The sequence below is a fragment of the Acinetobacter sp. DSM 11652 genome (genome assembly GCF_900109815.1).
In the GTDB taxonomy this organism is placed as follows: Bacteria; Pseudomonadota; Gammaproteobacteria; order Pseudomonadales; family Moraxellaceae; genus Acinetobacter.
The window spans coordinates 196,977-220,372 of the sequence record NZ_FOBK01000004.1 but is presented as its reverse complement, the minus strand read 5'-3'; the positions used below and the strand labels follow the sequence as shown (position 1 = coordinate 220,372).

Below are 23,396 nucleotides of genomic sequence, written 5' to 3'. Positions count from 1 at the left end.
AATCGACACAAAACATAATATAAAGGAAAAGCAATGCTGACCTATCCTTCTATTGACCCAGTGGCAATATCTGTGGGTCCATTACAAGTTCACTGGTATGGACTCATGTATCTACTCGCATTTTTATTTGCGTGGGGCTTGGCAACATTCCGTGCTAAGCAACGAGGATGGACACCAGACATGGTCTCTGATCTCATCTTTTACGGTGCATTAGGTGTCGTGATTGGTGGTCGAGTAGGCTATGTGTTCTTTTATGGTTTTGATCAATTCCTTGCAAATCCGATATGGTTATTCCAAGTTTGGACAGGTGGCATGAGCTTCCATGGCGGCTTCTTAGGTGTCATGTTGGCCATGTTATTGTGGTGTAAAAAATACAAAATGACTTGGTTCCAAACACTGGATTTTATTGCCCCATGTGTTCCAACAGGTCTGATGTTTGGTCGTATTGGCAACTTTATTGGCGGCGAACTTTATGGCCGACAAGTCACAGATCCAAATTTCGCATTGGGTATGATTTTCCCTACAGATCCTTTACAACTCGTACGACATCCATCCCAACTTTACCAAGCACTCTGTGAGGGTTTGATTCTTTTTATTGTTCTGTGGTGGTTTAGTTCTAAACCTCGTCCACGCATGGCTGTTTCTGCTCTATTCTTAATTGGATATGGTATCGCTCGCTTCACAGTTGAATTCTTCCGTGAGCCAGATAATGGTCAATTATTTATCGGATGGATGAGCAAAGGACAATTCCTTACAGTTCCAATGATTCTCATCGGCCTATGGATGCTTTGGTATGCCTACCAAAAGAAAGTATATGACTGGGGTCCTCTACAAAATAATGGCAAATAAGTAAATCATGCCCTCAAAGGTGAACATCTTGTTCACCTTTTTTTGTGCTAGAGTTTTGACTTATTTACTTTGATTCAGATTACTATGCTCGAGTTTTGGTTTGATCCTAAAGTTTCAATACAACACAAAGCTTTATTTTTTATTTTGATCGCGAGTGCTACCGCTACGTTATATTGGATGCAACCGCTTAACTTTGATGCCATCTTAATGTTTGTGGGCACAGGTATCGTTTTTCTTATTTGCCGTTACTGTAAAATTCATTTCGCTTCACACCATCCAACAGGGTTGATGTACCGATTATTTACTTGGATTCCTATCGCTTTGCTACTTGCCTTGATTTTCATGCATGCAAAGGATGGAGAAATTCTTTTACCTGGCGCTCAAGGATTAGGACTTATGGCTTTATCTATTTGCTTATTTTCCCCACTGTCTCTACTTCATCAACATCAGCATTAAGACTTCATTATGTTAAATTTCTGGTATTCGGAACGATGCACACGCAGGCTTAAATTGATCATTTGTATATCAACGTGTGTAGTGATTCTGTTGACAGCTGAAATTAAAAAACTTGATTTTCTATCGACACTAATAAGCTTATGTTTAGGCTTAAGTCTACACATTATTCATCATGTTTTGATCCAATCTAAGCGTCTAAAGCATCAGCTGAAAGCATATTATGCTTTTAGTCCTTTCATCTTGATTGTATTTTTTATCTTCATGCTTTCAGCGCTGAACTTTCAAAATAGCAGGGAGTTTTTTGCACTTTTTGTACAACTCATGGGTTATAGCGCAGTGGGATTATTCGTAGTGAGTTTATATGCATCTCGTACACCCCGCTGAATTTCAAAACTACTAAGCAAATGAAAATAAATATAAATTAATCACACTCACTTAATGCTTTGCTACAGAACAGTATTATTTCGACTCCAAAACTGTGCCTATACTCAAAGGATGTATCTAATTTAGATTAAATGGAGTACATCATAATGAGTCAAAATTTAACGACCGTATCTAACTTCCAACTTGAACGCTATTTAGGTACTTGGTATGAGATTGCACGCTTACCAATGAAGCACCAACCTGAAGACAGTACGGATATTTCGGCAGTCTATACCTTAAACAGCGATGGAACCGTACGTGTTCAAAATCGTTGTCTTGATGGCAACAAAGAACTGGATGAGTCTATTGGCGAAGCCACAGTTGTAGATGCTGAACATGGCAAATTAGAAGTCAGCTTTTTGCCTGAAGGATTTCGTTGGATTCCATTCACTAAGGGTGATTATTGGGTACTTAAGATCGATGAAAATTATCAAACTGCTTTAGTCGGTGAACCTAATCAAAAATATCTTTGGATTCTGCACCGTGAACCTGTGTTAAATGAATCTATCAAACAAGCGTATCTAGCATATGCTCAATCCATTGGTTATGACCTAAGCGATTTAATTCATACTGTACATACAGGACACAAAACTGCTTAAGCCCTAAAACTTTGTGTTAAATGAGAGCACCCTAAAGGGTGCTTTCTTATTTCTTTAATTACTCGCTTTCAATGAGTCTATTCCGTAAGGAAGATATTAAAATGCATGCTGCTTTAGTATAAACTGATGCCAATGAAATTTTTGGCATTGGTTTATTCTTCAAATGCCACATTCAAATCGATCAGGACATTTATGAAAGCGTATTTAGACCTACTACAACATATCCTCGACAATGGCGGTGATAAAGGTGACCGTACTGGTACAGGTACTCGTTCTGTATTTGGTCATCAAATGCGCTTTGATCTTTCTAAAGGTTTTCCTCTACTGACCACAAAGAAAGTTCACTTCCGTTCAATCGTGATTGAATTACTTTGGTTCCTTAAAGGTGATACCAATGTTAAATATCTGCAAGATCATAAAGTTACAATTTGGGATGAATGGTCGACAGCTGAGCAGACTGCTCGTTTTGGACGTCCTGAAGGAGAGCTAGGTCCAGTATATGGACACCAATGGCGTAACTTTGGTGCAACTAAAAAAGACGATGGTTTATACGAGCAAGATGGTTTTGATCAAATCAAATGGTTAATTAATGAAATTAAAACCAATCCAAACTCCCGTCGTTTAATCGTATCAGGTTGGAACCCAAAAGAAGCTGGACAAGTGGCACTCCCTCCTTGTCACACGCTTTTCCAGTTTTTTGTTCAGGATGGAAAATTATCATGTCAGCTTTATCAACGTAGTGCTGATGTTTTTCTTGGCGTTCCATTTAATATTGCAAGTTATGCACTTCTCACCCATATGATTGCGCAAGTCTGTGATCTAGAAGTCGGTGATTTTGTTTGGACAGGTGGTGATACTCATCTTTACGCCAATCATTTCGAGCAAGCACAACTTCAATTAACACGTGAACCACTTCCATTGTGCCAACTCAAACTGAATCCCGAAATTAAAGATATTTTTGATTTCAAATTTGAAGATATTGAAATCGTAAATTACGAATCGCATCCTGCAATTAAAGCACCAGTTGCGGTTTGATTTTAACTAAAGTCTTTTGGGATCACCGTTGGTACCAATCGTGATCCAACTTTACATTTCCCTCTTTAACTCATATTCGCTGGAAGAATAATCATGGCATTTCAAGGTTTAGAAGTCGTACACGTCGTTGCAATGGATCAACAACGTTGTATTGGCAAAGGAAATGATTTGCCATGGCATATTTCAGCTGATCTCAAACATTTTAAAGAAATTACTCAAGGTGGTGTTGTGGTCATGGGACGTAAAACACTTGAGTCTATGGGTAGAACACTTCCTAAACGTGTAAATTGGGTCATTACACGAGATACGTCATGGCAGTTTGAAGGAACAAAAATCGCGCATACAATCGAGAGTGCACTTGAGCAGGCAGTCCATGATGTAAAAGCTTCAGAAAAGCCTGGATCTATTTTTATCATAGGTGGTGGAGAAATTTTTAGCCAAACGATCTCTATTGCGGATCGCTTAGAACTCACGCATGTTGAATTAGACGTTCAAGGTGATGCTCATTATCCTGAGATTCCACCTGAATTTAAAAAAGTGGCATCAGAGCAACACATTGATGACAAAACAAATATTGCATTTGAGTTCGCAACCTACCAAAAATAAAGCTTTCTTACATATAGCCAATAACAATGCATAACATCGGTAAAAGAGAGTTTATTCTTGCGCTTGCAAAGGGAGCTTTTCACTCCCTATTTAGTTTATTTGTCATCTTCTCTTCAATTTGGTTATGTATGGCCTTATGGGTTCAAGAGCCATTTGGCTGGTTAGTCAGTCGTATTATCATTGGCTTTTGGGTCGCTTTTGCCTTAAGTGTTTTAGGCATATATGCAACACAACATTTTTTCAGCCGTAGTAAAGATGTTGTCTTATACATTGTCTTTTTTGCGTTCAGTTTAGTTTGGTATTTTAGTATCCCTGCCAAACAAGACCGTGAGTGGAATCCTGAAGTCGCAAGAATTCTCAATTATGAACGTCAAGGTGATTGGGTCACTTTACACAATGTGCGTAATTTTGCATGGAATGAAGACGGAACCTATCAAGAACGCTGGGAAACACGTCAAATTGATTTGAATCAAATCAGTGGCATTAACATCATTACTTCATATTGGATGGGACCACAAATCGCCCACACTTTAGTCAGCTTTGATTTCAAAAACTCTAAACCACTGACCTTTTCGATTGAAATTCGCAAAGAAAAAGATGAAGAGTTTTCTGCTATTGGTGGTTTTTTTAGAAAGTACGAAGTCAGTTTAGTTGCTGCTGACGAGAAAGACATTATTTATACACGTAGCAATGTACGTAATGAGCAGGTCTATTTTTTCCCAATCAACATGGAAGCTGCTGAAATGAAAGCTTTATTTGAGGAATATTTAGAGCAAGCAGATCAACTTAGTCAAGAACCAAAATGGTATAACACCTTGACCAGTAACTGCACCACTTTGGTTTTTGATATGGTTCAAGCGATTTCCAAACATGAACTGCCAGTGGACTACCGATTATTAGCCTCAGGTTATTTACCTAATTATCTGTATGACTTAGGGGCATTACAACATCATTGGGATATCAAAACATGGTACAACAAGGCACATGTCAACCCAAGAACAGACCAATTTAATCAATTTAAATATCAAAGTAGTGAAAATTATTCAAAATTGATTCGTCTGGGTCTCCCTCAGAGTCAGCCAGAGCTTGCACCTTAGCGTATCAGTTGATATACATAAAATTGACTTGAATTTAATTTACATTAGAAAGAAATAACACAGGGGCATTTCATATGTTAAAACAACTTTTAGCCGTATCCGTTATAGGCTCAGCATTACTTTTTACAGCATGTACCACAACACCATCTGCTGAAAAGCAACAACAAGCACTTAATCAATTGCAAAATAAAACTTGGATTTTGACACATATTGGCGCAACAGAATTTAAGACCGACCCTACTGCACACAATGTTCCAAGTATTCAATTTGATGCAGCATCTAGTCGTTTGAGTGGTGCAGATGGTTGTAACCGTTTTATGGGTGCATATAGCATTAAAGCTGACAAAATTAGCTTGAGTGAAGTTGCAACTACACAAATGATGTGTGTGAATACTCAAGAACTTGCAAATCGCTATAATGCTGCCTTGGCAAAAGTCGCGGCATTCCAAGTCTATGACAAAACGCTTCGCCTACTCGATGAGAATGGTAATCCAGTATTGCAGTATGAGTCTGCAATACAACCGCGTTAACAGTTAAGCAACCATTTCACTGGTTGCTTTTTTCATTCTACACCCCATTATTTCAGTCATTGCAACTCAATAAGGTGAATCCCATGCAACAAGCTTTGCTCGGTGGCGGATGCTTCTGGTGTGTTGAAGCAGTTTTCCTTCAACTCAAAGGTGTCACTAAAGTCGTGAGTGGTTATGCGGGTGGGTATACGGCCAATCCAAGCTATGAGGACATTTGCAAAGGAGACACCCATCACGCAGAAGTGGTTTTAGTGGATTTTGATGAAAGTCAAATTAGCTTTGCTCAATTGCTTGATGTATTTTTTGCAACACATGATCCAACCACACTCAATCGCCAAGGTAATGATATAGGTACGCAATATCGCTCTGTCATTTATTATTTTAATGAAGAACAGCGCCAGATTGCAGAGAAAGCGATTCAACAGTTAAAAGCAGAAGGTTTAGATATTGTTACAGAACTAAGCTCAGTACCGACCTTCTACCCTGCTGAAGAATATCATCAAAATTTCTTTGCTCGTAACCCGACTCAGGGCTACTGCAATTTTAGTATCCCACCAAAACTTTTAAAGCTTCGCTCTAAATTTGAAGGTTTACTCAAAGACTAATACAGGTATAAAAAAAGCGACCTTATGGTCGCTTTTCTCATGTTAATCAGTTAATTATCTGTGGCAAAGGCAATGTCAGCAAGCCCGGCTTCGCTTGCACGTGACATCACTTGAGCAACAGTATCGTAACGTGATTCTTTATCTGCTTTAAGAATAATTGTCGGTTGTTGTGCTGAACCACCGGCATCGTTAAATCTTTTTTGCAATTCATCTAAGCTGATAATTTCTGAATCCCATGCAATCTCACCCTGTGAGTTAATGCTTACTTGAATCGATTCAGGTGGCGGATCAATGATATCCGCTGTCGTTTTTGGTAAAGTTAATGGAATTGATGGGTTAGCAACGGTCGCTGTCACCAAGAAGATGATCATCAAAACCAACATAATGTCAATTAACGGGATGAGGTTCATCTCCGTCATGCCTGTATCGTTGTCTTCACCCAATTGAAAAGCCATTAAGCTTGACCTCCAACGTAACTTTCTTGAGTCGCTTTCACTTCAACTTTTTGCGCAGAAGAATCTTGTTGCAGCATCGTGTCGATTAAAAGACTGTGAGCATGATCTTGTAGTTCATTACTTAATGTACGATTAAAGCGAATACAAATGTTGTATGCGATCACTGCTGGAATAGCTACTGCTAGACCAATACCAGTCATAATCAGGGCTTCACCCACAGGGGTTGCAACTTGTGCAAGTCCTGCTTGACCGCTTTTACCTACTGCAACCAATGCATGGAAGATTCCCCATACTGTACCAAATAGCCCTACAAATGGTGCAAGTGAGGCAATTGTTCCGAGTACAGCAACACCTTTTTCAGCAGATGCTTTTTCCAAAGCAATCTGACGCAATAAAGCTTGCTCCGCAACAGCTTTACGTTGTTCAAATCCCAAAGGAACGAGTTTTGCTTTCAATCCTGCTAATGCTTTAGAGAGTTGAGCATAAGCAACTTCTTTCAGTTGACGTGTTCCCATCACACGTAAAACGACAATCGTCCATGTCGCAATAGACATTGCGAGTAAAACGAAATAAAGCGTCTTACTGACTGCATCAGCATGTTGCCAATAAACTGAAAAGTTCATACTCGAACTCCTAATAAAAGTTAGCCGTTAGAATTCAACTTAAGTTCAAATGGTTGTTCCGCTCTAAACGGGTAAGCCACGCCATTTTCCTTATAAGGTCTGAATTTTGCATTACGCACTGAGCGTAAAATCTTTTGATCAAGCGAATCAATTCCACTTGATTTTGTGATTCGGGCATTCACTACATTACCGTTAGTGTCCGCTTCAATCGATACTACAACAGTACGATCAGAACCTTGTAAATCTCGGTTGGTATATGATGGCTTCGGTGTACGAGACCATGATATTTGCCCAATACTTAAATTCTTTGGTGTATTGCGTGCTTGCTGCTCACGACGTTCTTGTTCGCGTCTTTCATTTTCCAAGCGCTCACGTTCTTGTTGCTCACGTAGCTGTTGGTCACGCAATGCTTGCTCTCGTCGCTGCTGTTCCAGCAACTCACGATTTTTACGTTCTTGCTCTAACCGCTGTTGTTCCTGCTTTTGCTTTTCTAATTTATCTTCTTGAACAATTGCTTTTTGTTCGACAGGTTTAGGCTTTTCAGCAATGACTTTGGGTTTAACCACAGGAGGTGGTTCAACCACTTTAGGTTCTGGTTTTGGTTGAACTTGGGGTTTCACAGGTTCAACAGGAGGTGGCGGCGGTGGCGCATCCTCTTTAATCTGAACAAAACGAACCTTAATTGGATCTTTATCAATAGGTTTTAATTCAGGTGTTTTCATCTGACTCACGGCAAATAAAACACCAATATGCCCGATCACCACTGCAATGAGCGAAGTAAGCACTTTCTTTTTCATTGAGATTGGATTTTGCATCATAGGAATGGGAGATGGGCTCATTAAAATTTATGACCTGATATACATTGACACTGTCTTCAGAAGGAAGATTTCAATCAAACTTATCGGTTAGTACAATTAAAGTACGCCAATAATAAATGAGAAGTGTTTTCATTTGCAACTATTAATTCTGCAGTTTTGATGAGTTTTTTTGATCATCAATAAAAAAGGCATGCTCATGCATGCCTTAATAAATCAGTGATATTTAATTAAAAATCACTGGAATACCACAGTTTTATTACCATCAACAATGATACGGTCTTCTAAATGCCACTTAACAGCACGAGCCAAGACATTACGTTCAACGTCTTGACCTAATTCACGTAATTGATCAACTGTAAAATCATGGCTGACACGCTCAACATCTTGTTCAATAATCGGACCTTGATCCAAATCAGCTGTCACATAATGCGCTGTTGCACCAATCAGTTTTACGCCTTTTTCATACGCTTGCTTATAAGGGTTAGCACCCACAAAAGCTGGAAGGAAAGAATGATGAATGTTGATCACTTTCATTTCCCACTTAGAGACGAACTCTTCATCAAGAATCTGCATATAACGTGCGAGTACAAGCAAATCATTACCTTGCATTAACTCATCAATTTTTGCATATGCTTCGCGCTTGTTCTCTTTATTGACAGGCACAACTTCAAAAGGAATACCGAAGTTTTCCACAGACTCACGTAGATCTTCATGATTCGACACAACCTTAGTGATTTCACAAGGTAATCCACCACGTGCATGACGCCACAAAAGCTCAAGCAAGGCATGGTCGACTTTCGATACCAAAATACCGACTTTCTTTACATCTGACACTAAAGCTAGACGCCAATGCATGTTGTAACGTTCAGCTACGTTTGTGGCGAAAGTTTGTAGAATATTTTCCTTACGGCTTTGCAAATTGTCGAGTTCAAACTCAACACGCATGAAATAACGCCCGCCCTGAGCTTCTGTTGCATATTGATCAAGCGCAGTGATGTTTGCCCCTTGATGATACAAAAAGCTCGATACAGCCTGCACGATTCCTGGTTTATCTTCGCAAGTAATCAGTAAACGTGCTGTGTTAGCAGTTGTCATATTCATGATGATTTATATCACTTAACAGTTAAATTGAAAAACAGCCGCGTATTCTAACTCTTTTTTTAATGCTTTCAAATTATCTTTGCTGAAATCAATCTTCTCGATCAGCAGAAAGACTAGCAAATAATTCAGATGTTCCCAGCGTTTCAAGCAAGCGCTCATAAGTCTGACGACTTTCACCACGTAAATAAGGACCTTCAAGAAACACCATTTGACGCAGTGCCTGCCAAACCCACTTTTCATCTAGATGGTTGGAATCTTTTAAATGACCAGACATATAGAGAAAGTTCGTCCAATTGGTTAGGACGATCCATAGGTTAATGATCAACGCTTCAATTTCAGACTCTGTCATTTGCATGAGACCTGCATTGACGAAGGCTCGGTAAATCTTTTGACCTTGTTGCATCACTTTACCTGCGAAACGCGGGTAAATTTTTCTAAAGTCATCATTATTTTCGGTTAAATGATATACATCACGATGCAGAAAACGATAGGCCCATAACTGACTACTGAGTACTTGAAAGTATCGGATTTTATCATTGGCATTTACATCACGGTCTTCTGGCAATGCTAGCAGCTCTAAAGTTGCATGCTGATATTGCTCCATCAATTCTTTAATAATCTCTTGCTTGTTACGAAAGTGATAATAGAGATTACCAGGGCTAATACCTAACTCTGCTGCGATATGGTTAGTTGTGACAGATCGCTCTCCACGTTCGTTAAAGAGTTGCAAACTAATTTGCAAGATTCGGTCTTTGGTTTTTAACGTTTTGGAATGCGACATCCTAATACCATCTATAACAAGAATAATGACGTTTAGCCCAAGCTAACATAAAAGTGACTTGACTTTTAGAGTATTTACTCTAAAAATAAAAATCACATCAACCCTTACATTAGTGGTACTGGTCATGAACAGTCAAACAAAAACAAATTTAATGACGACTGAAGCATCGGAAGTTCAGCATTTACATGATCTTCTAGCGCTTCAGAAAGCAGCCTATCGACGTTATCCGAACCCGACAGCAAAACAGCGTATTGAACGTTTGGCTCGTCTTAAAGCAGTTTTGATTAAATATCAGGACCAAATTGCTGAAGCAATTAGCCAAGATTATGGTAATCGTTCGGTTTCTGAAACGAAAATTGGTGAACTACTCACTTCACTCGAACAAATCAAATATTACAGCAAACATTTAACAGAGTGGATGAAGCCTTCTAAACGCCATATCGGTATTTTACATCAACCTGCAAAAGGTTGGGTTCAGTATCAACCTTTAGGTGTTGTCGGTATTATTTCCCCTTGGAACTACCCTTTATTATTGGCGATTAGCCCATTAGTATGTGCATTGGCAGCGGGCAACCATGCCATGATTAAAGTTTCAAGCACCTCTCGTAACTTTGGCTATGTATTACAAAATGCTTTATCTGAAGCGTTCCCACAAGAGTTAGTTGCCGTTGTTACAGGTGGTGGCGTAATCTCTGACACATTCAGTCATCTTGCATTTGATAAATTAGTCTTCACAGGCTCTACCAATGTTGGTAAGACTGTGATGAAAGCAGCATCTGAAAACTTAGTTCCAGTTATTCTAGAACTTGGTGGTAAGTCACCAGTTATTGTGCATCCTTCAATTGACTTAAAAGATGTCGCGGAGCGTGTTGCATTCGGTAAATTGTGGAATGCGGGTCAAACTTGTGTCGCACCAGATTATATTTTCTTACCACGTGGTAAAACTTCAGAGTTTATCCACCAGTTTGAAACTGTTGCGAAAACGATGTATCCAACATTACGTGACAACCAAGATTACACCTCTATAGTGAGCGATAAGCAAAATAAACGCTTGCAAGGTTACTTAGAAGATGCGATTCAAAATGGTGCTCAAGTCACTGAAATTAACCCATTAAAAGAAGAGCTTGCTTCTGTACGTAAAATAGCGCCAACCCTTCTGACCAATATCAGCCCTGATATGGAAATTATGAAGAACGAAATCTTTGGTCCAATTTTACCAATCTTAGAATATGATCAAATAGACGAAGTTATCGAGTTTATTAATGACCGACCACGTCCACTTGCATTATACTATTTCGACTTTAACGATGCTCGAGCAGAATACGTTTCGCAACGTACTCACTCTGGACACTTTGGTCAAAACGCTGTTGTTACTCATGTTGCACAAGATGATCTACCTTTCGGTGGCGTTGGTGCATCTGGTATGGGCAGATACCATGGTCCCGAAGGCTTCTTCAGTTTATCAAATGAACGCTCAGTCATGTCTATTCCAAAGCTATTCAGCTTGAAATACGTACTGCCTCCGTTTAATAGACCGATCCCTAGTCTTATCCGTAAAGCATTTCTTCGTTAAATGATCAAGGCATGATCTATCACAACAGGTCATGCCCTGTTTTTATCAATTTCGCTTGTCTTTTAAGCGTATTTTTGATATAAAACGCCCCTTGAATGAATTCAATCCGTTTTATTTTGACTGGCCATACAGATTTGCTGTTGGCTAAATCAATGGAGTTACACCATGTCTAAGGTTTGCCAAGTTACCGGCAAGCGTCCAGTCGTTGGTAACAACGTCTCACACGCCAACAACAAAACTAAGCGCCGGTTCGAGCCGAACCTGCACCACCACCGTTTTTGGTTAGAAAGCGAAAAACGTTTCGTACGTCTTCGTCTAACTACTAAAGGTATGCGTATTATCGACAAATTGGGCATCGAAAAGGTTGTTGCTGACCTACGTGCTCAAGGTCAAAAGATCTAAGGAGCAACGAAAATGCGTGATAAGATTCGCCTAGTTTCTTCTGCTGGTACAGGTTATTTCTATACCACTACTAAGAACAAACGTACTATGCCGGAAAAAATGGAAATCAAAAAATTTGATCCAAAAATCCGTCAACACGTAATCTTCAAAGAAGCTAAAATCAAATAATTTTAGTTCTTTAAAAAAATACGACCCATTGGGTCGTTTTTTTTGCCTTTTTTTTCTTCAGGTTGTTAAAATTTAATCTCAGTTTGGCATTTTTTATGCTTATACAGCTCAAAAGCCAATTCATAATTTATAAATATTTAAGGGGTGATTAGTGCCACATGATGTAGATTTAATTATATTGCTTGCGGTTGGTTTTGGCTTAGCCCTTATTTTTGGCTTTATCGCCGCACGTTTACGTCTACCCCCTCTTGTTGGCTATCTCATTGCCGGCATTATTATTAGCCCCAAAACCCCCGGTATCGTCGCCGATATCACACTAGCCAATCAACTCGCAGAACTGGGTGTCATGTTTTTGATGTTCGGTGTCGGGATGCACTTTTCACTGAAAGATTTAATGCAAGTTCGGCGTATTGCTGTCCCTGGTGCAATTTTACAAATCACAGTGGCTACCATCCTCGGGATTGGCGTCTCCATGCTATGGGGATGGAATTTTGGGTCAGCATTGGTGTTTGGCTTAAGCTTATCTTGTGCGAGTACTGTGGTACTCCTGAAAGCTTTAGGTGACCGAGGCTTACTGGATTCAGTCAATGGAAAAATTGCTGTGGGATGGCTACTCGTCGAAGACCTAGTCATGGTGCTCGCTTTAGTTTTATTACCCGCTACAGCTGTACTCCTTGGCGGAACAGCACTGGAAGGCGCTGATCCAGATCAAAATGTCTTTGTGACTTTAGGAATAACCTTACTTAAAGTTGCGGGCTTTATTGCCTTTATGCTGATTATTGGTAAGCGCCTCATCCCTAAAATTATTCAGTTTGTCGTACGCTTAGGTTCTCGCGAGCTATTTACATTGACTGTGGTTGCAGCAGCCGTATCCATTGCCTATGGTTCGTATGCAGTTTTTGGCGTTTCAATGGCATTAGGTGCATTCTTTGCTGGGATGGTGGTTAAAGAGTCTGACTTCAGTCATCGTGCTGAAGAAGAAACGTTACCACTGCGTGAGATATTCTCCATCCTATTCTTCGTCTCTGTCGGAATGTTGTTTGACCCAACAATTATCGTTGAAGAACCACTTCATATTCTGGCTGTGATTGGCATTATTATGATCGGAAAAACATTGGCAGCAATGGCGCTGGTTTTGTTCTTCCGCTATCCATTAAATACCGCACTTACAGTAGGTGCCTCACTCGCTCAAATCGGTGAGTTCTCCTTTATCTTGGCAACACTCGGTCTATCTATAGGATTATTAACCCCTGAAGCTCAAAACTTGATTTTAGCCGGGGCATTATTTTCTATTTCGCTCAATTCTGTTTTATTTTCAGCCATTGAACCCGTACAGAAATGGATTCGTGAGCGCTCGCATTTGGCTCGTTTGCTTGAGCGTAGTGGTGATCCATTGGCGATGCTACCTGACGAGGTCTCACAGGACTACCTGCGCGATCAAGTGGTCATGGTCGGTCATGGAGAAGTTGGACGTCGCTTAACAAAAACACTGATGGAAAATAACATCAAAGTGGTGATTGCTGAAGAAAATCGAGAAATTGTTGAAAAACTACGTGCAAAAGATATTGCTGCAGTATCAGGTTCAGCAACAGAGCCGGGCGTATTAATTCAAGCGCATATACAACATGCGAGGCTTTTAATTATCTCGCCGATGGATATTTTAGATATTCATAAGATTGTAGATACTGCCAAACTTCTGAATCCACAGATTCAAGTTTTGATCTGTGCAGAAAGTAAAGAAGAAGCTGAAGCAATACGTGCAGATGAAATTGGTGAAGTGTATTACGCGAAGGAAGAAATGGCGAAGAACATGAGCAATCATATTCTAAATCAAATTGAAATCGCACATCATCATGCACCATCTCACTAAGTAAAATAAAAACCGCGCTATTTGCGCGGTTTTTTCTTAGCTATAAAACTGTGGTTTTTCATCTACGACTTCCGCATGCCATTCATTCGATTGTTTTTCGAGAAGTGCAAATAACGCAGCCTGAATCATGTGTTGGGCAATCAAAGGCATATGATCACCTAATAAAGCTTTCACTTCATCATTAAATTGAATTTTCACAAGTGGCTCATCCTCGGATGCAGCGTGACGAAGCGCTAACTCGCCATTCTCAAGTTGCACCAATTCTAAAATTGCTTCTTGTGTTCCGAATAATTCTTTCAATTGCTCTATAGACATATACCCTCCATGATTCACATGGTGGCAAAATGCTGAATGCACTTTGCATAGCTTAGACTATTTTATATAAGTTCTAAAATTTATATTTCAAGTCTAATCGTTTAAAACTGTCATGATTACAATTAAAACTCAACCATTTCGTTACGAAAACCGTCAATAAGATGGGTTAAGTCACGATGCCACTCTCGAAGAATTTGAGTGTCTGGCAACCACGCTTGAGGTGTCTGCGTGACTTTAATAATAAGATTTGAAGAAGTCTCATCCTCAGGTTCTGGTGCACTTGGTTCAGGTGCATACTGGCACATACGATAAGCGCGCTTTAGTTCTGCAATAAAACCATCCTTTGCAAGATGCTGTAACACGGTGATTTCTGGAGAAACTTGCCCTTTAGCGGCCATATGCTCTTCAATAGATTTTAATGTAGGTGAAAAATCATTTAAACGGTAATAACGAACCAACTCTTGCAAAAATGCCAAAACCGCTCCATGCAAATGAAAGACTGCCGCTTCACGATGGGCTTGAGCTTGTTGAATATGATCTGTCTGTTCTGCTTGCTGACATGATAGACGGGCAAAATAGAGTTTTTGATTAGTGCGATCTGCATGAAAACGAGCAACACGAGACATGAAAACTTCCTAGCAACATTTATGTCATACAACTTAAATGTTGGCGCCATATCACGCAATGCTTTTAAGAAAAAAATAAAGATTAATTTTAGATCAACAAGATTGATTGAAAGCTTGATGATTAATGCATACTGCTTAAAAAAAAGCCAGCCAAATGCATGGCTGACCCTTGCGAATGAATCTAAGGTTATATTAGCGAACAATACCCTTAAAAATTCCTAATGGATTATAAGTCCCATCGCCTTTTTCATTGTCATAATGAAATTTGACCTGATCTTGATCACCACCTAACAGTGTTCCAGCCTTGTAAAGACCCTCTGAAATCGCAAGGAAGCCAACATCAATTGCTTGATGAACTGTACCAACACCAGGTATTAGGCTCAATGGCTTCCAAATTGGAGCTTGAACATTCAATGTGCTCGAAAATAAGTTTGATGCGTTTTGAAGCGTGTCACCGATTAACGTACCTGCACCTGATACGATTTCTGTTTCTAGATGATTTAATTCTTGAATAGACATTTTTATAACCTTTTGGGGTTTTATAATGGAGCTTTTATACTACACACTTCACTCAAAATTATTCAATCTATTATTAATATATACTTCACAATAATTTGTATATAAATGTGATTTTAATTGTATGTTTTTAATAAAAATATTAATATATAACAGAAATACATTTCAAAAATATGTCAATTCTTGAAAGTACAAAAGTCGGTCAAAAAAGCTAAAAAATATTCATATTTATTAGTTAAATTAAATAAAATATCAAATAAAAAGGAGCAATAACTGCTCCTACTTTATTTAGACATCAAGTTATGCTTCTGGCTTTTCGTCTGCAGCTTTTACTCGAATACCTGCACCTTTAACTTTACGGGTGTTCAGCCCCTTAATTGCTTTCACAGCTTCACGGCCATGTGGCATCTCAACAAAGGCAAATCCTTTCGATTTTCCTGTTGCAGCATCTAACACCAATGTACATGAGTCTACTGTTCCAAACTGCTGAAATAACTCCAGAATCTCAGCTTCAGTAATGCTGCGCTCTAAGTTACGAACTAAAATTTTCATGAAAAAACCTTAAGAAGATAGGCAAAAAAACCAAAAAGTACGCGCCTACTCTACTTTTTGTATGAAACAATCTAGATAGTTTAATCGAGATCAATCCCAAAATCTAAATTAATCGACTGTCGCTCAATCAAAGCACTCTTAACCGTTTGCTGCCTGGTTTTATAATGTGTTTCACTTGTACACAAATGTCTTGAAAGATCATTAAGAAAATAGCTTTCAACTTTTCGTCCTTGCTCATCGACTTGTTCCCTTGCCCACGTCACCAAATTTTGCTTAGTTAAAATCAATTCATTTTGTGCACGGGTAAGTGCTACATAAAGGACACGGCGTTCTTCTTCAACTTCATCAAAATCCCCTTGAGCTCTTGCATGTGGATACTGACCAGGTGTCACATTCGCCACGTAACAAACTTTTTGTTCAGTTCCTTTAGCAGAATGTATCGTGATCAAGGTAACAACATCAGTATCTGACTGGCGTTCGATTTCACTGATTGAAACTGGATCAAGCACGTAGGCTTCTAAAAACTCACTTAACTGAGTATGTTTTGAAGCTAACTGTTTCACCAACTCAAAGTCTCCTTGACGACGCCCCCAATCCTTTTTGTAATTTTCACTCAACTGAATTTCTATTGCCTGAATTGCCAAGCTTACGCAAGCTTTAACTTCGGTCTTTAACACATTCAACTGCTTCATAATGAGTAGAGCCTCAGCAGGAATACGTCCAAATTTTTCTAGTTTTTCCGCAATGACGTCATCTTGAGGATCCTGTAACAAGTGTTGCGCTAAACGGCTTGCGCCTACATCACCGACACCATCCCAAAGCGTCAAAAACCGCATCCATGCAATATCGTCTGAAGGATTGGCAATGACGCGTAGTAAACTTAGTAAATCCTTAACATGCGCAGTTTCAAGAAGTTTCATACCACCAATAAACCGGTATGGGACATTAGCTGCAATGAAAGCTGCTTCAATATGACGAGCTGCAAAGCTTGAACGTACCAGAACCATATGATCGCGCCAAGGACTTCCCTCAAGCAAATATCTCTCTTTAATATCTATGGCAATCCATTTTGCTTCATCAAACTCATTCGGGAAAATATGAATTTTAGGCTTTATGCCTGTACCTCGATACGCATCTAAGCGCTTGTCATATTTAATCTCACTTTGATCAAGCAACCAATTTGATAAATCTAAAATTTCTTGAGTAGATCGGTAGTTTTTTTCTAATTTAAAGATCTGAGCTGCTGGCACACGCTCTTTAAAATGATGAATGTTTTCGAAATCTGCGCCACGAAAACCATAAATCGATTGAGCATCATCCCCGACACAAAACAAACTTACTCGGTCCTTCAAAGGCTCTAATAGCGCCCATTGCAATGGATTGGTGTCTTGCATTTCATCCACGAGCATATGTCTGCAAATCGAAGCCACATAATCGACTAGACCCTCAGACTGTGCTAAAGCTGACGCCACGATCGCAAGAATATCGTCATAATCAAGAAAGCTGCGTGCCTGCTTTCGAGTTTCATATTCTTTCATGATTTCTGCAATCAGGTCTTTCATTGCTAAGAATTCAGGCATTTGCTTTTCTATGGCAACACTTAGCTTTTGACGCGTATTTCTAGCATATGAATACAGATCACATAATTCAGCAGGCTTCGGGAGCTGATTGGGATTCTTCTTATCATCTTTACCACGTATCAAACGAAACATCATGAGTTGATCATCACGATCAATAATTGAGAATTGCGCTAAGCCGAAAGCTTTTGGTATACGACGCAGCAAGTACATACAAAAAGTATGGAATGTTGATGCTCGTAATCCTTTTGCTTGTTCACCGAGTGCCAATTCGACACGCGCCACGATTTCACTGGCAGCACGACGCGTAAACGTCAAAATTTGAATTTGATTGGCGGGTACACCTTGATCAATAAGATAAGCAGCACGTGCCACAATCGTTTTGGTTTTACCACAGCCCGCACCCGCCAACACCAAACTATGTAAGGCTTCTGTGGTTGCAGCTTGTTTTTGTTGAGGATTTAATTCATCAATCAGGCTGTCTAAACTCATCGCTACTCATCAATTTTACAATAACAATAGTTTAACAGAGCTAGATTTAGAAAATACAAACACGCTTCAGTTTTAAACCTCAAAGCCCACTTACATAGAGGATTAGATATACTGCCTTACGATATTTTGTACCGTTAAATCTAAATTCTGAACTGCATTTTTCAAGGATTCTGACAAACTTTGATCCAGAGGATTAATACTACAGATGTGATGAAACCCTTGTTCGTACAATGGTTCTACCCCTTCACCAACTCTACCAGCGAATGCAAATACAGGCTTGTTGTGCCGATATGCGACTTGAGCAACGGCAAATGGGGTTTTACCAAATTGAGTCTGAGTATCAATTTTCCCTTCACCCGTAAATACATAATCAGCTTGCGCAATTTTTTCAGCCAATTGAGTTTCCTCAATGATTAATTCAGAACCCGATCGAATATCTGCGCCTGTAAATGCCATCAAACCAAATCCCAAACCACCTGCTGCACCAGCACCAGATCGATGACGTAAATCGACTAAAAGCTGCTGCTCTACCACCCCTGCAAAGTGCAATAAATTATGATCCAATACTTGCACCATTTCAGGTGTTGCCCCTTTTTGCGGACCAAAAATATAAGATGCGCCAAGTGGACCACATAATGGATTGTTTACATCTGAAGCAATAACAATTTCTGTTTTAGTCAATCTTGAGTCGAGTTGTGACACATCAATTGAATCGATTTGGTTTAAGTTTCCACCTGTTGGCTCAAATCCTTCATGATATTGATTAATAAATTTCACGCCCAAAGCATGTGCCATACCCGCACCACCATCATTGGTCACACTCCCACCCAATCCGATGATGATCTTTATCACACCGAATTCAAGAGCTGCGGCAATCAGTTGCCCTGTTCCTACAGTATTAGTGAACAAAGGATTTCTTAAATGAGGTGGTATGAGATGAATGCCATTGGCTTTCGCCATTTCAATGACTGCTGTTTGTCCCTGATCAATTAATCCAAAATGAGTCATGACACGCTGATTAGCGAATGAGCCTTGTACTTCGCAGGCGATTTTTAATCCTGATTTTGCCATGACCAATGCATCAATGGTTCCTTCACCACCATCTGCCATTGGATTCAAAATACATTGTGCATCTGGTAAGACTTTGTGGATGGCATTTTTCATAATCATGCATACCTGCTCAGCAGGCATGCTTTCTTTGAAAGAGTCGGGAGCCAAAACTATTATTGCCATAGTAAATTCTGATTTCTCAATGAGCTAAAAATTAACCTTTTTTCATTTTTTTCAAATACATTTGACTCATTTCTATTTTCGTTTCAAATAAATTTAATGTTTTTATTAAACCTGAAAGCTTAGCACGACCATAATTTCTAGGGTCAAAGTCAGGCTTAACAGCACTGATATATTGTCCAACCATACCTAAGCTCGCCCACCCATTTGCATCTGCATTTTCCTTAACTGCTTTGTAAATTAAATTTAAAGTCGCACGATCAATTATTTCATTATTAATCGACTCTCTTGGTGAGTTAGGTATGAGTGGTTCTATCGTTTTTTCAACTTCAACTATATTTTTGCTTGCAACATGATGAACATCATCTTCAGGAGACTTCAACTCTGGATCCTCCAAGTTTTCTATAAAAATGAATTTATCACATGCTTTTTTAAAGGCCTCAGGAGTCGCTTTCTTTCCAAAACCATAGACAGTTAATCCATTCTCACGAATTCTAGAGGCTAAAGGTGTAAAATCACTATCACTCGATACAATACAAAAACCATCTAATGCCCCCCCATAAAGTAAATCCATTGCATCAATGATTAAAATCATATCTGTTGCATCTTTACCTTTTGTATATGCAAATTGCTGTACTGGGGTGATTGCATATGGCAATAATACTTCTCTCCAATTCTTTAAGGTATCGCTGCTCCAATCACCATAAACACGTTTAACACTGGCGATCCCATACTTAGCAACTTCTTCCAATACCGAAGGGATTGCACTGATCGATGAATTATCAGCATCAATTAAAACAGCAAATTTTTTTGTTTGAATATCCACACCCTCTCCATGAGTTTTTATAATTATATTTAAGATTTGTATAAAAAAATGCTGACCTAAGCCAGCATTTCTTCATGTTTACGCTTCAATCCATTTACCATCTTGGTAAATCAAAGACCATTTCGTTTGTTTACCTTCAGGCGTTTCAGAACCAATATATTGCGATTGGTTTTTACGACTAAACTTCACTAAAGTTGGGTTTCCATCAGGGTCAGTATCTGGCGCTTGCAGAATAAACTGATACTTTGGATCTAGCTGTTCAGCAACCGTACGCAATTCCGCAACCTTAGGAGCACGAGTTTCACGTACTTTAGGGAATTTACTTGCTGCTAAGAATAAGCCTGCTGCTCCATCACGTAATACGAAAAAGTCGTCATGTTTCGTTGAGCGCAAATGTTCCATTTTAATCGGGTCGACACGTGGAGGCGCTGGTTGACCATTCTTCAATACTTTACGTGTATTTTCACAGCTTGTGCAGGCAAAATAAGGACCAAAACGCCCTGTCTTTAACTGCATCTCACCATCACATTTGTCACATGGAATTGTTGGACCATCGTACCCTTTAATTTTGAACTCACCTTCTTCAAGTTCAAAACCTTCGCAATCTGGGTTGTTCCCACAAATATGAAGTTTACGGCCACCATCAATAACGTAGCTATCCATTGCTGTTTCGCAAATTGGGCAACGTTTTTTCGACATTAAATCTGCGGTTTCTGCAGACTCATCATCAGATAATGCAGCCAAGGACTCTACTGGCGTTAAGTTAAGTGTGCCTTTACAACGTTCTTTCGGTGGTAAGTTATAGCCAGAACAACCTAAGAATACACCTGTGGTACCGGTACGAATCTGCATCGGACGATCACATTCTTTACAATGCACAGCATCAACTTCAACAGGCTGATTACGGCGCATGCCATTTTCACCCTGTGCAGTAGTCAGACGTTTCTTAAAATCACCATAGAAACTATCTAATAACTCTTTCCAATTACGCTCACCATCTGCAACTTTATCCAGTTGACCTTCTAAATCTGCAGTAAATGCATAATTCATTAAGTTGTTAAAACTTTCGTCCAAACGATCTGTAACGATTTCACCCATCTTCTCTGCATAGAGACGACGGTTATCCAATTTCACATAGCCACGATCTTGGATCGTTGAAATAATCGCTGCGTAAGTTGAAGGACGACCAATGCCTTTTTTCTCAAGCTCTTTCACCAATGATGCTTCTGTAAAACGTGCAGGCGGTTTAGTGAAATGTTGCGAAGGATCTAACTTTTGAAGTTGTAGAACTTCACCCACTTTCACAGCAGGCAGTAAAACATCATCATCCGACTTGTTCTGACCACGTACTTTCGTAAAGCCATCGAATACCAAAGTACGACCTTTAGCTTTAAGCTCTACACCGTTTGCATCGACGAAGATTGTCGAAGACAAATATTCAGCAGGTGTCATTTGACATGCAACAAACTGACGCCAAATCAGATCATATAGACGCTGAGCATCGCGATCTACGCCTGCAAGCTGATCACCCTTCAACGCGACGTTTGATGGACGAATCGCTTCATGGGCTTCTTGCGCACCTGCTTTATTTCCAAAACGGTTTGGCTTTGCAGGAATATATTTTTCACCATACTCGGTTTCGATATGTCCACGTACCATATTGACCGCATCATCACTCAAGAATGTAGAGTCGGTACGCATATAGGTGATATAACCCGCCTCATACAAGCGCTGTGCCATCGTCATCGTTTTCTTTACAGAGAAACCAAGTCGAGTACTTGCTGCTTGTTGTAAGGTCGATGTGATATAGGGTGCGCTCGGATTAACTTTGGTCGGTTTATCTTCACGGGCAGCAACTTTAAATTCAGCTTCTTTTAAAACATCCAATAAAGCATCTGTTTGTGCTTTGTTTTGAAGTTTTAATGTCTTACCTGACTGTTTGACTGCTTCTAAACGAATATCATCTTTTTTAGATTTGGTATCTGCAAAAACTTGCCAATATTCTTCAGGAATAAAAGCACGAATTTCTCGCTCACGCTCAACCACAAGTTTCGCAGCAACTGACTGTACACGACCCGCAGATAAACCACGTGCGATCTTCTCCCACAGTAGTGGTGAAATCATAAAGCCAACAATACGATCAAGGAAACGGCGTGCTTGTTGTGCATTGACTTTATCAATATCTAAACGAGCAGGCTGTTTAAATGCTTCTTGAATGGCATTTTTAGTAATTTCGTTGAAAACAACACGTCTATAACGAGAGTCATCACCACCAATGACTTCTTTTAAATGCCAAGCAATTGCTTCTCCTTCGCGGTCTAAATCGGTTGCGAGATAGACCTCGTCAACCTGCGAAGCAAGCTTTTTCAGTTCTGAAACAACATTTTCTTTACCAGGAAGCACTTCATAGTGTGCTTTCCAACCGTGCTCAGGGTCTACCCCCATACGATTGATCAGTGCCTGTTGAGCTTTTTCAGCTTTCTCTTCAGCAGTCTGTTTGGTACGTGTTATTGGTTTCTTTTCCGTACTTTTTGAAGCACCTGTTGGTAAGTCACGAACATGACCCACAGATGATTTCACAATGTAGTTTGAACCTAAGTATTTATTAATGGTCTTCGCTTTAGCAGGCGACTCGACGATCACTAAAGCACGTTTTTTTCCAGCTTCTGACGATTGAGCTGTAGCGCTTTTGGATGTGGACTTAGGAGCATTCGCCATAGTGAACCGTTATTCCTATAAGATTAAAAAAATTAAATTTCAGCCAATTTATGTAAAAGTGCTTTCATTTCATCAAGTTGTGTAGCGTGAAGATCTTCTTCTTCCTTCCAGTACAAACCGACGCAATTAGACTGCATATCAATAGCATAAATCCCTTTTAATGCAATGGGGAAATCATTAAATTTCTCATTTCCGTGAACAACATTGAGTTTTTCATTTTCAACCAAAGCGCGCATTAAAGGTAGGCGACCATCAGGAATGATAACGCTGTAATACGCTACCATACTGGCACGATTTTCTGATGCCATTGGAATATTGGTCCATGAAGGTGCAGCAATCAAACGCGGGTGTAATCCCATTTTTCGCGCTTTCTCACGCATAATCCCCAACGCTTTTTCTCTTGGATTTACACGTAATCCGAAGATCGAGCCCAGCACAAAAACAACGATAAGAATCGTTATCCAAAGTCCAGCATTTTCCATAGTTCACCTTTTGCTTCTTATATTAGAGTTGCATAAGCCGAATATAAAAGGCAAGTTGAAAATTAAAAATA

Annotated in this window: 26 protein-coding genes; 12 read left to right on the top strand and 14 right to left on the bottom strand. The window is 39.6% G+C overall.

Going from position 1 to position 23,396, the window contains the following annotated elements; genetic code table 11:
* The first annotated feature begins 33 nt into the window (after positions 1-33).
* The 8 genes from lgt (at position 34) to msrA (ending at position 6,200) form a co-directional block, all read left to right on the top strand.
* The gene (lgt, locus tag BMW42_RS06050) at positions 34-849 is read left to right on the top strand and encodes a prolipoprotein diacylglyceryl transferase (RefSeq protein WP_035266733.1); all 816 of its coding nucleotides are present in this window, start codon (positions 34-36) and stop codon (positions 847-849) included.
* Positions 850-933: 84 nt separating this feature from the next.
* Entirely contained in the window at positions 934-1,305 is a 372-nt protein-coding gene (locus tag BMW42_RS06045) for a hypothetical protein (protein WP_092766751.1), read from the top strand.
* A 530-nt stretch (positions 1,306-1,835) separates the two neighbouring features.
* Positions 1,836-2,327, top strand: coding sequence for a lipocalin family protein (locus BMW42_RS06035; protein WP_035266738.1), 492 nt, complete (start codon positions 1,836-1,838; stop codon positions 2,325-2,327).
* A gap of 192 nt (positions 2,328-2,519) precedes the next feature.
* Complete coding sequence (gene thyA, locus BMW42_RS06030) at positions 2,520-3,362, top strand: thymidylate synthase (protein WP_035266815.1); 843 nt, start codon at positions 2,520-2,522, stop codon at positions 3,360-3,362.
* Positions 3,363-3,455: 93 nt separating this feature from the next.
* Complete coding sequence (locus BMW42_RS06025) at positions 3,456-3,968, top strand: dihydrofolate reductase (RefSeq protein ID WP_035266739.1); 513 nt, start codon at positions 3,456-3,458, stop codon at positions 3,966-3,968.
* Between the two features lie 26 nt (positions 3,969-3,994).
* Positions 3,995-5,065, top strand: coding sequence for an Lnb N-terminal periplasmic domain-containing protein (locus BMW42_RS06020; protein WP_092766749.1), 1,071 nt, complete (start codon positions 3,995-3,997; stop codon positions 5,063-5,065).
* A gap of 74 nt (positions 5,066-5,139) precedes the next feature.
* Entirely contained in the window at positions 5,140-5,595 is a 456-nt protein-coding gene (locus BMW42_RS06015) for an META domain-containing protein (protein ID WP_035266743.1), read from the top strand.
* Between the two features lie 83 nt (positions 5,596-5,678).
* A complete protein-coding gene (msrA, locus tag BMW42_RS06010; RefSeq protein WP_035266744.1) occupies positions 5,679-6,200 on the top strand; it encodes a peptide-methionine (S)-S-oxide reductase MsrA in 522 nt (173 codons plus the stop codon).
* Between the two features lie 50 nt (positions 6,201-6,250).
* Here the strand turns inward: msrA and BMW42_RS06005 are convergent, their stop codons facing one another.
* From BMW42_RS06005 to BMW42_RS05985, 5 genes are all read right to left on the bottom strand, one after another.
* A complete protein-coding gene (locus tag BMW42_RS06005; RefSeq protein ID WP_035266746.1) occupies positions 6,251-6,655 on the bottom strand; it encodes an ExbD/TolR family protein in 405 nt (134 codons plus the stop codon).
* The gene (locus tag BMW42_RS06000; RefSeq protein WP_092766748.1) at positions 6,655-7,278 is read right to left on the bottom strand and encodes a MotA/TolQ/ExbB proton channel family protein; all 624 of its coding nucleotides are present in this window, start codon (positions 7,276-7,278) and stop codon (positions 6,655-6,657) included. Before BMW42_RS06000 ends, BMW42_RS06005 begins: the two co-directional genes overlap by 1 nt.
* A 20-nt stretch (positions 7,279-7,298) precedes the next feature.
* Positions 7,299-8,117, bottom strand: coding sequence for an energy transducer TonB (locus BMW42_RS05995; protein WP_092766747.1), 819 nt, complete (start codon positions 8,115-8,117; stop codon positions 7,299-7,301).
* A gap of 213 nt (positions 8,118-8,330) precedes the next feature.
* Positions 8,331-9,197, bottom strand: a complete 867-nt coding sequence (gene purU / locus BMW42_RS05990) for a formyltetrahydrofolate deformylase (RefSeq protein WP_092766746.1) — start codon at positions 9,195-9,197, stop codon at positions 8,331-8,333.
* Positions 9,198-9,285: 88 nt separating this feature from the next.
* Positions 9,286-9,978, bottom strand: coding sequence for a TetR/AcrR family transcriptional regulator (locus BMW42_RS05985; RefSeq protein ID WP_035266753.1), 693 nt, complete (start codon positions 9,976-9,978; stop codon positions 9,286-9,288).
* Positions 9,979-10,102: 124 nt separating this feature from the next.
* Here BMW42_RS05985 and BMW42_RS05980 point away from each other — a divergent pair, with 124 nt between their 5' ends.
* The 4 genes from BMW42_RS05980 (at position 10,103) to BMW42_RS05965 (ending at position 13,991) form a co-directional block, all read left to right on the top strand.
* The gene (locus BMW42_RS05980; RefSeq protein WP_035266754.1) at positions 10,103-11,551 is read left to right on the top strand and encodes a coniferyl aldehyde dehydrogenase; all 1,449 of its coding nucleotides are present in this window, start codon (positions 10,103-10,105) and stop codon (positions 11,549-11,551) included.
* 165 nt (positions 11,552-11,716) lie between these two features.
* Positions 11,717-11,953, top strand: a complete 237-nt coding sequence (gene rpmB, locus BMW42_RS05975; protein ID WP_000048256.1) for a 50S ribosomal protein L28 — start codon at positions 11,717-11,719, stop codon at positions 11,951-11,953.
* Positions 11,954-11,965: 12 nt separating this feature from the next.
* Positions 11,966-12,121 (top strand): 50S ribosomal protein L33, encoded by a 156-nt coding sequence (rpmG, locus tag BMW42_RS05970; protein ID WP_001205031.1) that lies wholly within the window; start codon positions 11,966-11,968, stop codon positions 12,119-12,121.
* A gap of 151 nt (positions 12,122-12,272) precedes the next feature.
* A complete protein-coding gene (locus BMW42_RS05965; protein ID WP_092766745.1) occupies positions 12,273-13,991 on the top strand; it encodes a cation:proton antiporter in 1,719 nt (572 codons plus the stop codon).
* 36 nt (positions 13,992-14,027) lie between these two features.
* Here BMW42_RS05965 and BMW42_RS05960 read toward each other — a convergent pair whose 3' ends face one another.
* From BMW42_RS05960 to BMW42_RS05920, 9 genes are all read right to left on the bottom strand, one after another.
* The gene (locus tag BMW42_RS05960; RefSeq protein WP_035266758.1) at positions 14,028-14,306 is read right to left on the bottom strand and encodes a hypothetical protein; all 279 of its coding nucleotides are present in this window, start codon (positions 14,304-14,306) and stop codon (positions 14,028-14,030) included.
* Between the two features lie 122 nt (positions 14,307-14,428).
* Positions 14,429-14,932, bottom strand: a complete 504-nt coding sequence (locus BMW42_RS05955; RefSeq protein ID WP_035266761.1) for a DUF6586 family protein — start codon at positions 14,930-14,932, stop codon at positions 14,429-14,431.
* 192 nt (positions 14,933-15,124) lie between these two features.
* Positions 15,125-15,451, bottom strand: coding sequence for a hypothetical protein (locus BMW42_RS05950; protein ID WP_035266764.1), 327 nt, complete (start codon positions 15,449-15,451; stop codon positions 15,125-15,127).
* A 297-nt stretch (positions 15,452-15,748) separates the two neighbouring features.
* Complete coding sequence (locus BMW42_RS05945; protein WP_035266766.1) at positions 15,749-16,000, bottom strand: RNA recognition motif domain-containing protein; 252 nt, start codon at positions 15,998-16,000, stop codon at positions 15,749-15,751.
* Positions 16,001-16,080: 80 nt separating this feature from the next.
* Positions 16,081-18,069: an ATP-dependent helicase gene (locus tag BMW42_RS05940; protein ID WP_035266767.1), complete on the bottom strand. Its 1,989-nt coding sequence runs from the start codon at positions 18,067-18,069 to the stop codon at positions 16,081-16,083.
* Between the two features lie 102 nt (positions 18,070-18,171).
* A complete protein-coding gene (locus tag BMW42_RS05935; RefSeq protein WP_092766744.1) occupies positions 18,172-19,302 on the bottom strand; it encodes a glycerate kinase family protein in 1,131 nt (376 codons plus the stop codon).
* Between the two features lie 31 nt (positions 19,303-19,333).
* Entirely contained in the window at positions 19,334-20,125 is a 792-nt protein-coding gene (locus BMW42_RS05930) for an NYN domain-containing protein (RefSeq protein WP_092766743.1), read from the bottom strand.
* A gap of 78 nt (positions 20,126-20,203) precedes the next feature.
* Complete coding sequence (gene topA / locus BMW42_RS05925) at positions 20,204-22,843, bottom strand: type I DNA topoisomerase (RefSeq protein ID WP_092766742.1); 2,640 nt, start codon at positions 22,841-22,843, stop codon at positions 20,204-20,206.
* A gap of 32 nt (positions 22,844-22,875) precedes the next feature.
* The gene (locus BMW42_RS05920) at positions 22,876-23,325 is read right to left on the bottom strand and encodes a hypothetical protein (RefSeq protein WP_092766741.1); all 450 of its coding nucleotides are present in this window, start codon (positions 23,323-23,325) and stop codon (positions 22,876-22,878) included.
* Positions 23,326-23,396 lie beyond the last annotated feature (71 nt).

Bases quoted from the DNA above. Each gene is read 5' to 3' on its own strand.
- lgt (WP_035266733.1), top strand. From the start codon at position 34: ATGCTGACCTATCCTTCTATTGACCCAGTGGCAATATCTGTGGGTCCA.
- BMW42_RS06045 (WP_092766751.1), top strand. From the start codon at position 934: ATGCTCGAGTTTTGGTTTGATCCTAAAGTTTCAATACAACACAAAGCT.
- BMW42_RS06035 (WP_035266738.1), top strand. From the start codon at position 1,836: ATGAGTCAAAATTTAACGACCGTATCTAACTTCCAACTTGAACGCTAT.
- thyA (WP_035266815.1), top strand. From the start codon at position 2,520: ATGAAAGCGTATTTAGACCTACTACAACATATCCTCGACAATGGCGGT.
- BMW42_RS06025 (WP_035266739.1), top strand. From the start codon at position 3,456: ATGGCATTTCAAGGTTTAGAAGTCGTACACGTCGTTGCAATGGATCAA.
- BMW42_RS06020 (WP_092766749.1), top strand. From the start codon at position 3,995: ATGCATAACATCGGTAAAAGAGAGTTTATTCTTGCGCTTGCAAAGGGA.
- BMW42_RS06015 (WP_035266743.1), top strand. From the start codon at position 5,140: ATGTTAAAACAACTTTTAGCCGTATCCGTTATAGGCTCAGCATTACTT.
- msrA (WP_035266744.1), top strand. From the start codon at position 5,679: ATGCAACAAGCTTTGCTCGGTGGCGGATGCTTCTGGTGTGTTGAAGCA.
- BMW42_RS06005 (WP_035266746.1), bottom strand. From the start codon at position 6,655: ATGGCTTTTCAATTGGGTGAAGACAACGATACAGGCATGACGGAGATG.
- BMW42_RS06000 (WP_092766748.1), bottom strand. From the start codon at position 7,278: ATGAACTTTTCAGTTTATTGGCAACATGCTGATGCAGTCAGTAAGACG.
- BMW42_RS05995 (WP_092766747.1), bottom strand. From the start codon at position 8,117: ATGAGCCCATCTCCCATTCCTATGATGCAAAATCCAATCTCAATGAAA.
- purU (WP_092766746.1), bottom strand. From the start codon at position 9,197: ATGAATATGACAACTGCTAACACAGCACGTTTACTGATTACTTGCGAA.
- BMW42_RS05985 (WP_035266753.1), bottom strand. From the start codon at position 9,978: ATGTCGCATTCCAAAACGTTAAAAACCAAAGACCGAATCTTGCAAATT.
- BMW42_RS05980 (WP_035266754.1), top strand. From the start codon at position 10,103: ATGAACAGTCAAACAAAAACAAATTTAATGACGACTGAAGCATCGGAA.
- rpmB (WP_000048256.1), top strand. From the start codon at position 11,717: ATGTCTAAGGTTTGCCAAGTTACCGGCAAGCGTCCAGTCGTTGGTAAC.
- rpmG (WP_001205031.1), top strand. From the start codon at position 11,966: ATGCGTGATAAGATTCGCCTAGTTTCTTCTGCTGGTACAGGTTATTTC.
- BMW42_RS05960 (WP_035266758.1), bottom strand. From the start codon at position 14,306: ATGTCTATAGAGCAATTGAAAGAATTATTCGGAACACAAGAAGCAATT.
- BMW42_RS05955 (WP_035266761.1), bottom strand. From the start codon at position 14,932: ATGTCTCGTGTTGCTCGTTTTCATGCAGATCGCACTAATCAAAAACTC.
- BMW42_RS05950 (WP_035266764.1), bottom strand. From the start codon at position 15,451: ATGTCTATTCAAGAATTAAATCATCTAGAAACAGAAATCGTATCAGGT.
- BMW42_RS05945 (WP_035266766.1), bottom strand. From the start codon at position 16,000: ATGAAAATTTTAGTTCGTAACTTAGAGCGCAGCATTACTGAAGCTGAG.
- BMW42_RS05940 (WP_035266767.1), bottom strand. From the start codon at position 18,069: ATGAGTTTAGACAGCCTGATTGATGAATTAAATCCTCAACAAAAACAA.
- BMW42_RS05935 (WP_092766744.1), bottom strand. From the start codon at position 19,302: ATGGCAATAATAGTTTTGGCTCCCGACTCTTTCAAAGAAAGCATGCCT.
- topA (WP_092766742.1), bottom strand. From the start codon at position 22,843: ATGGCGAATGCTCCTAAGTCCACATCCAAAAGCGCTACAGCTCAATCG.
- BMW42_RS05920 (WP_092766741.1), bottom strand. From the start codon at position 23,325: ATGGAAAATGCTGGACTTTGGATAACGATTCTTATCGTTGTTTTTGTG.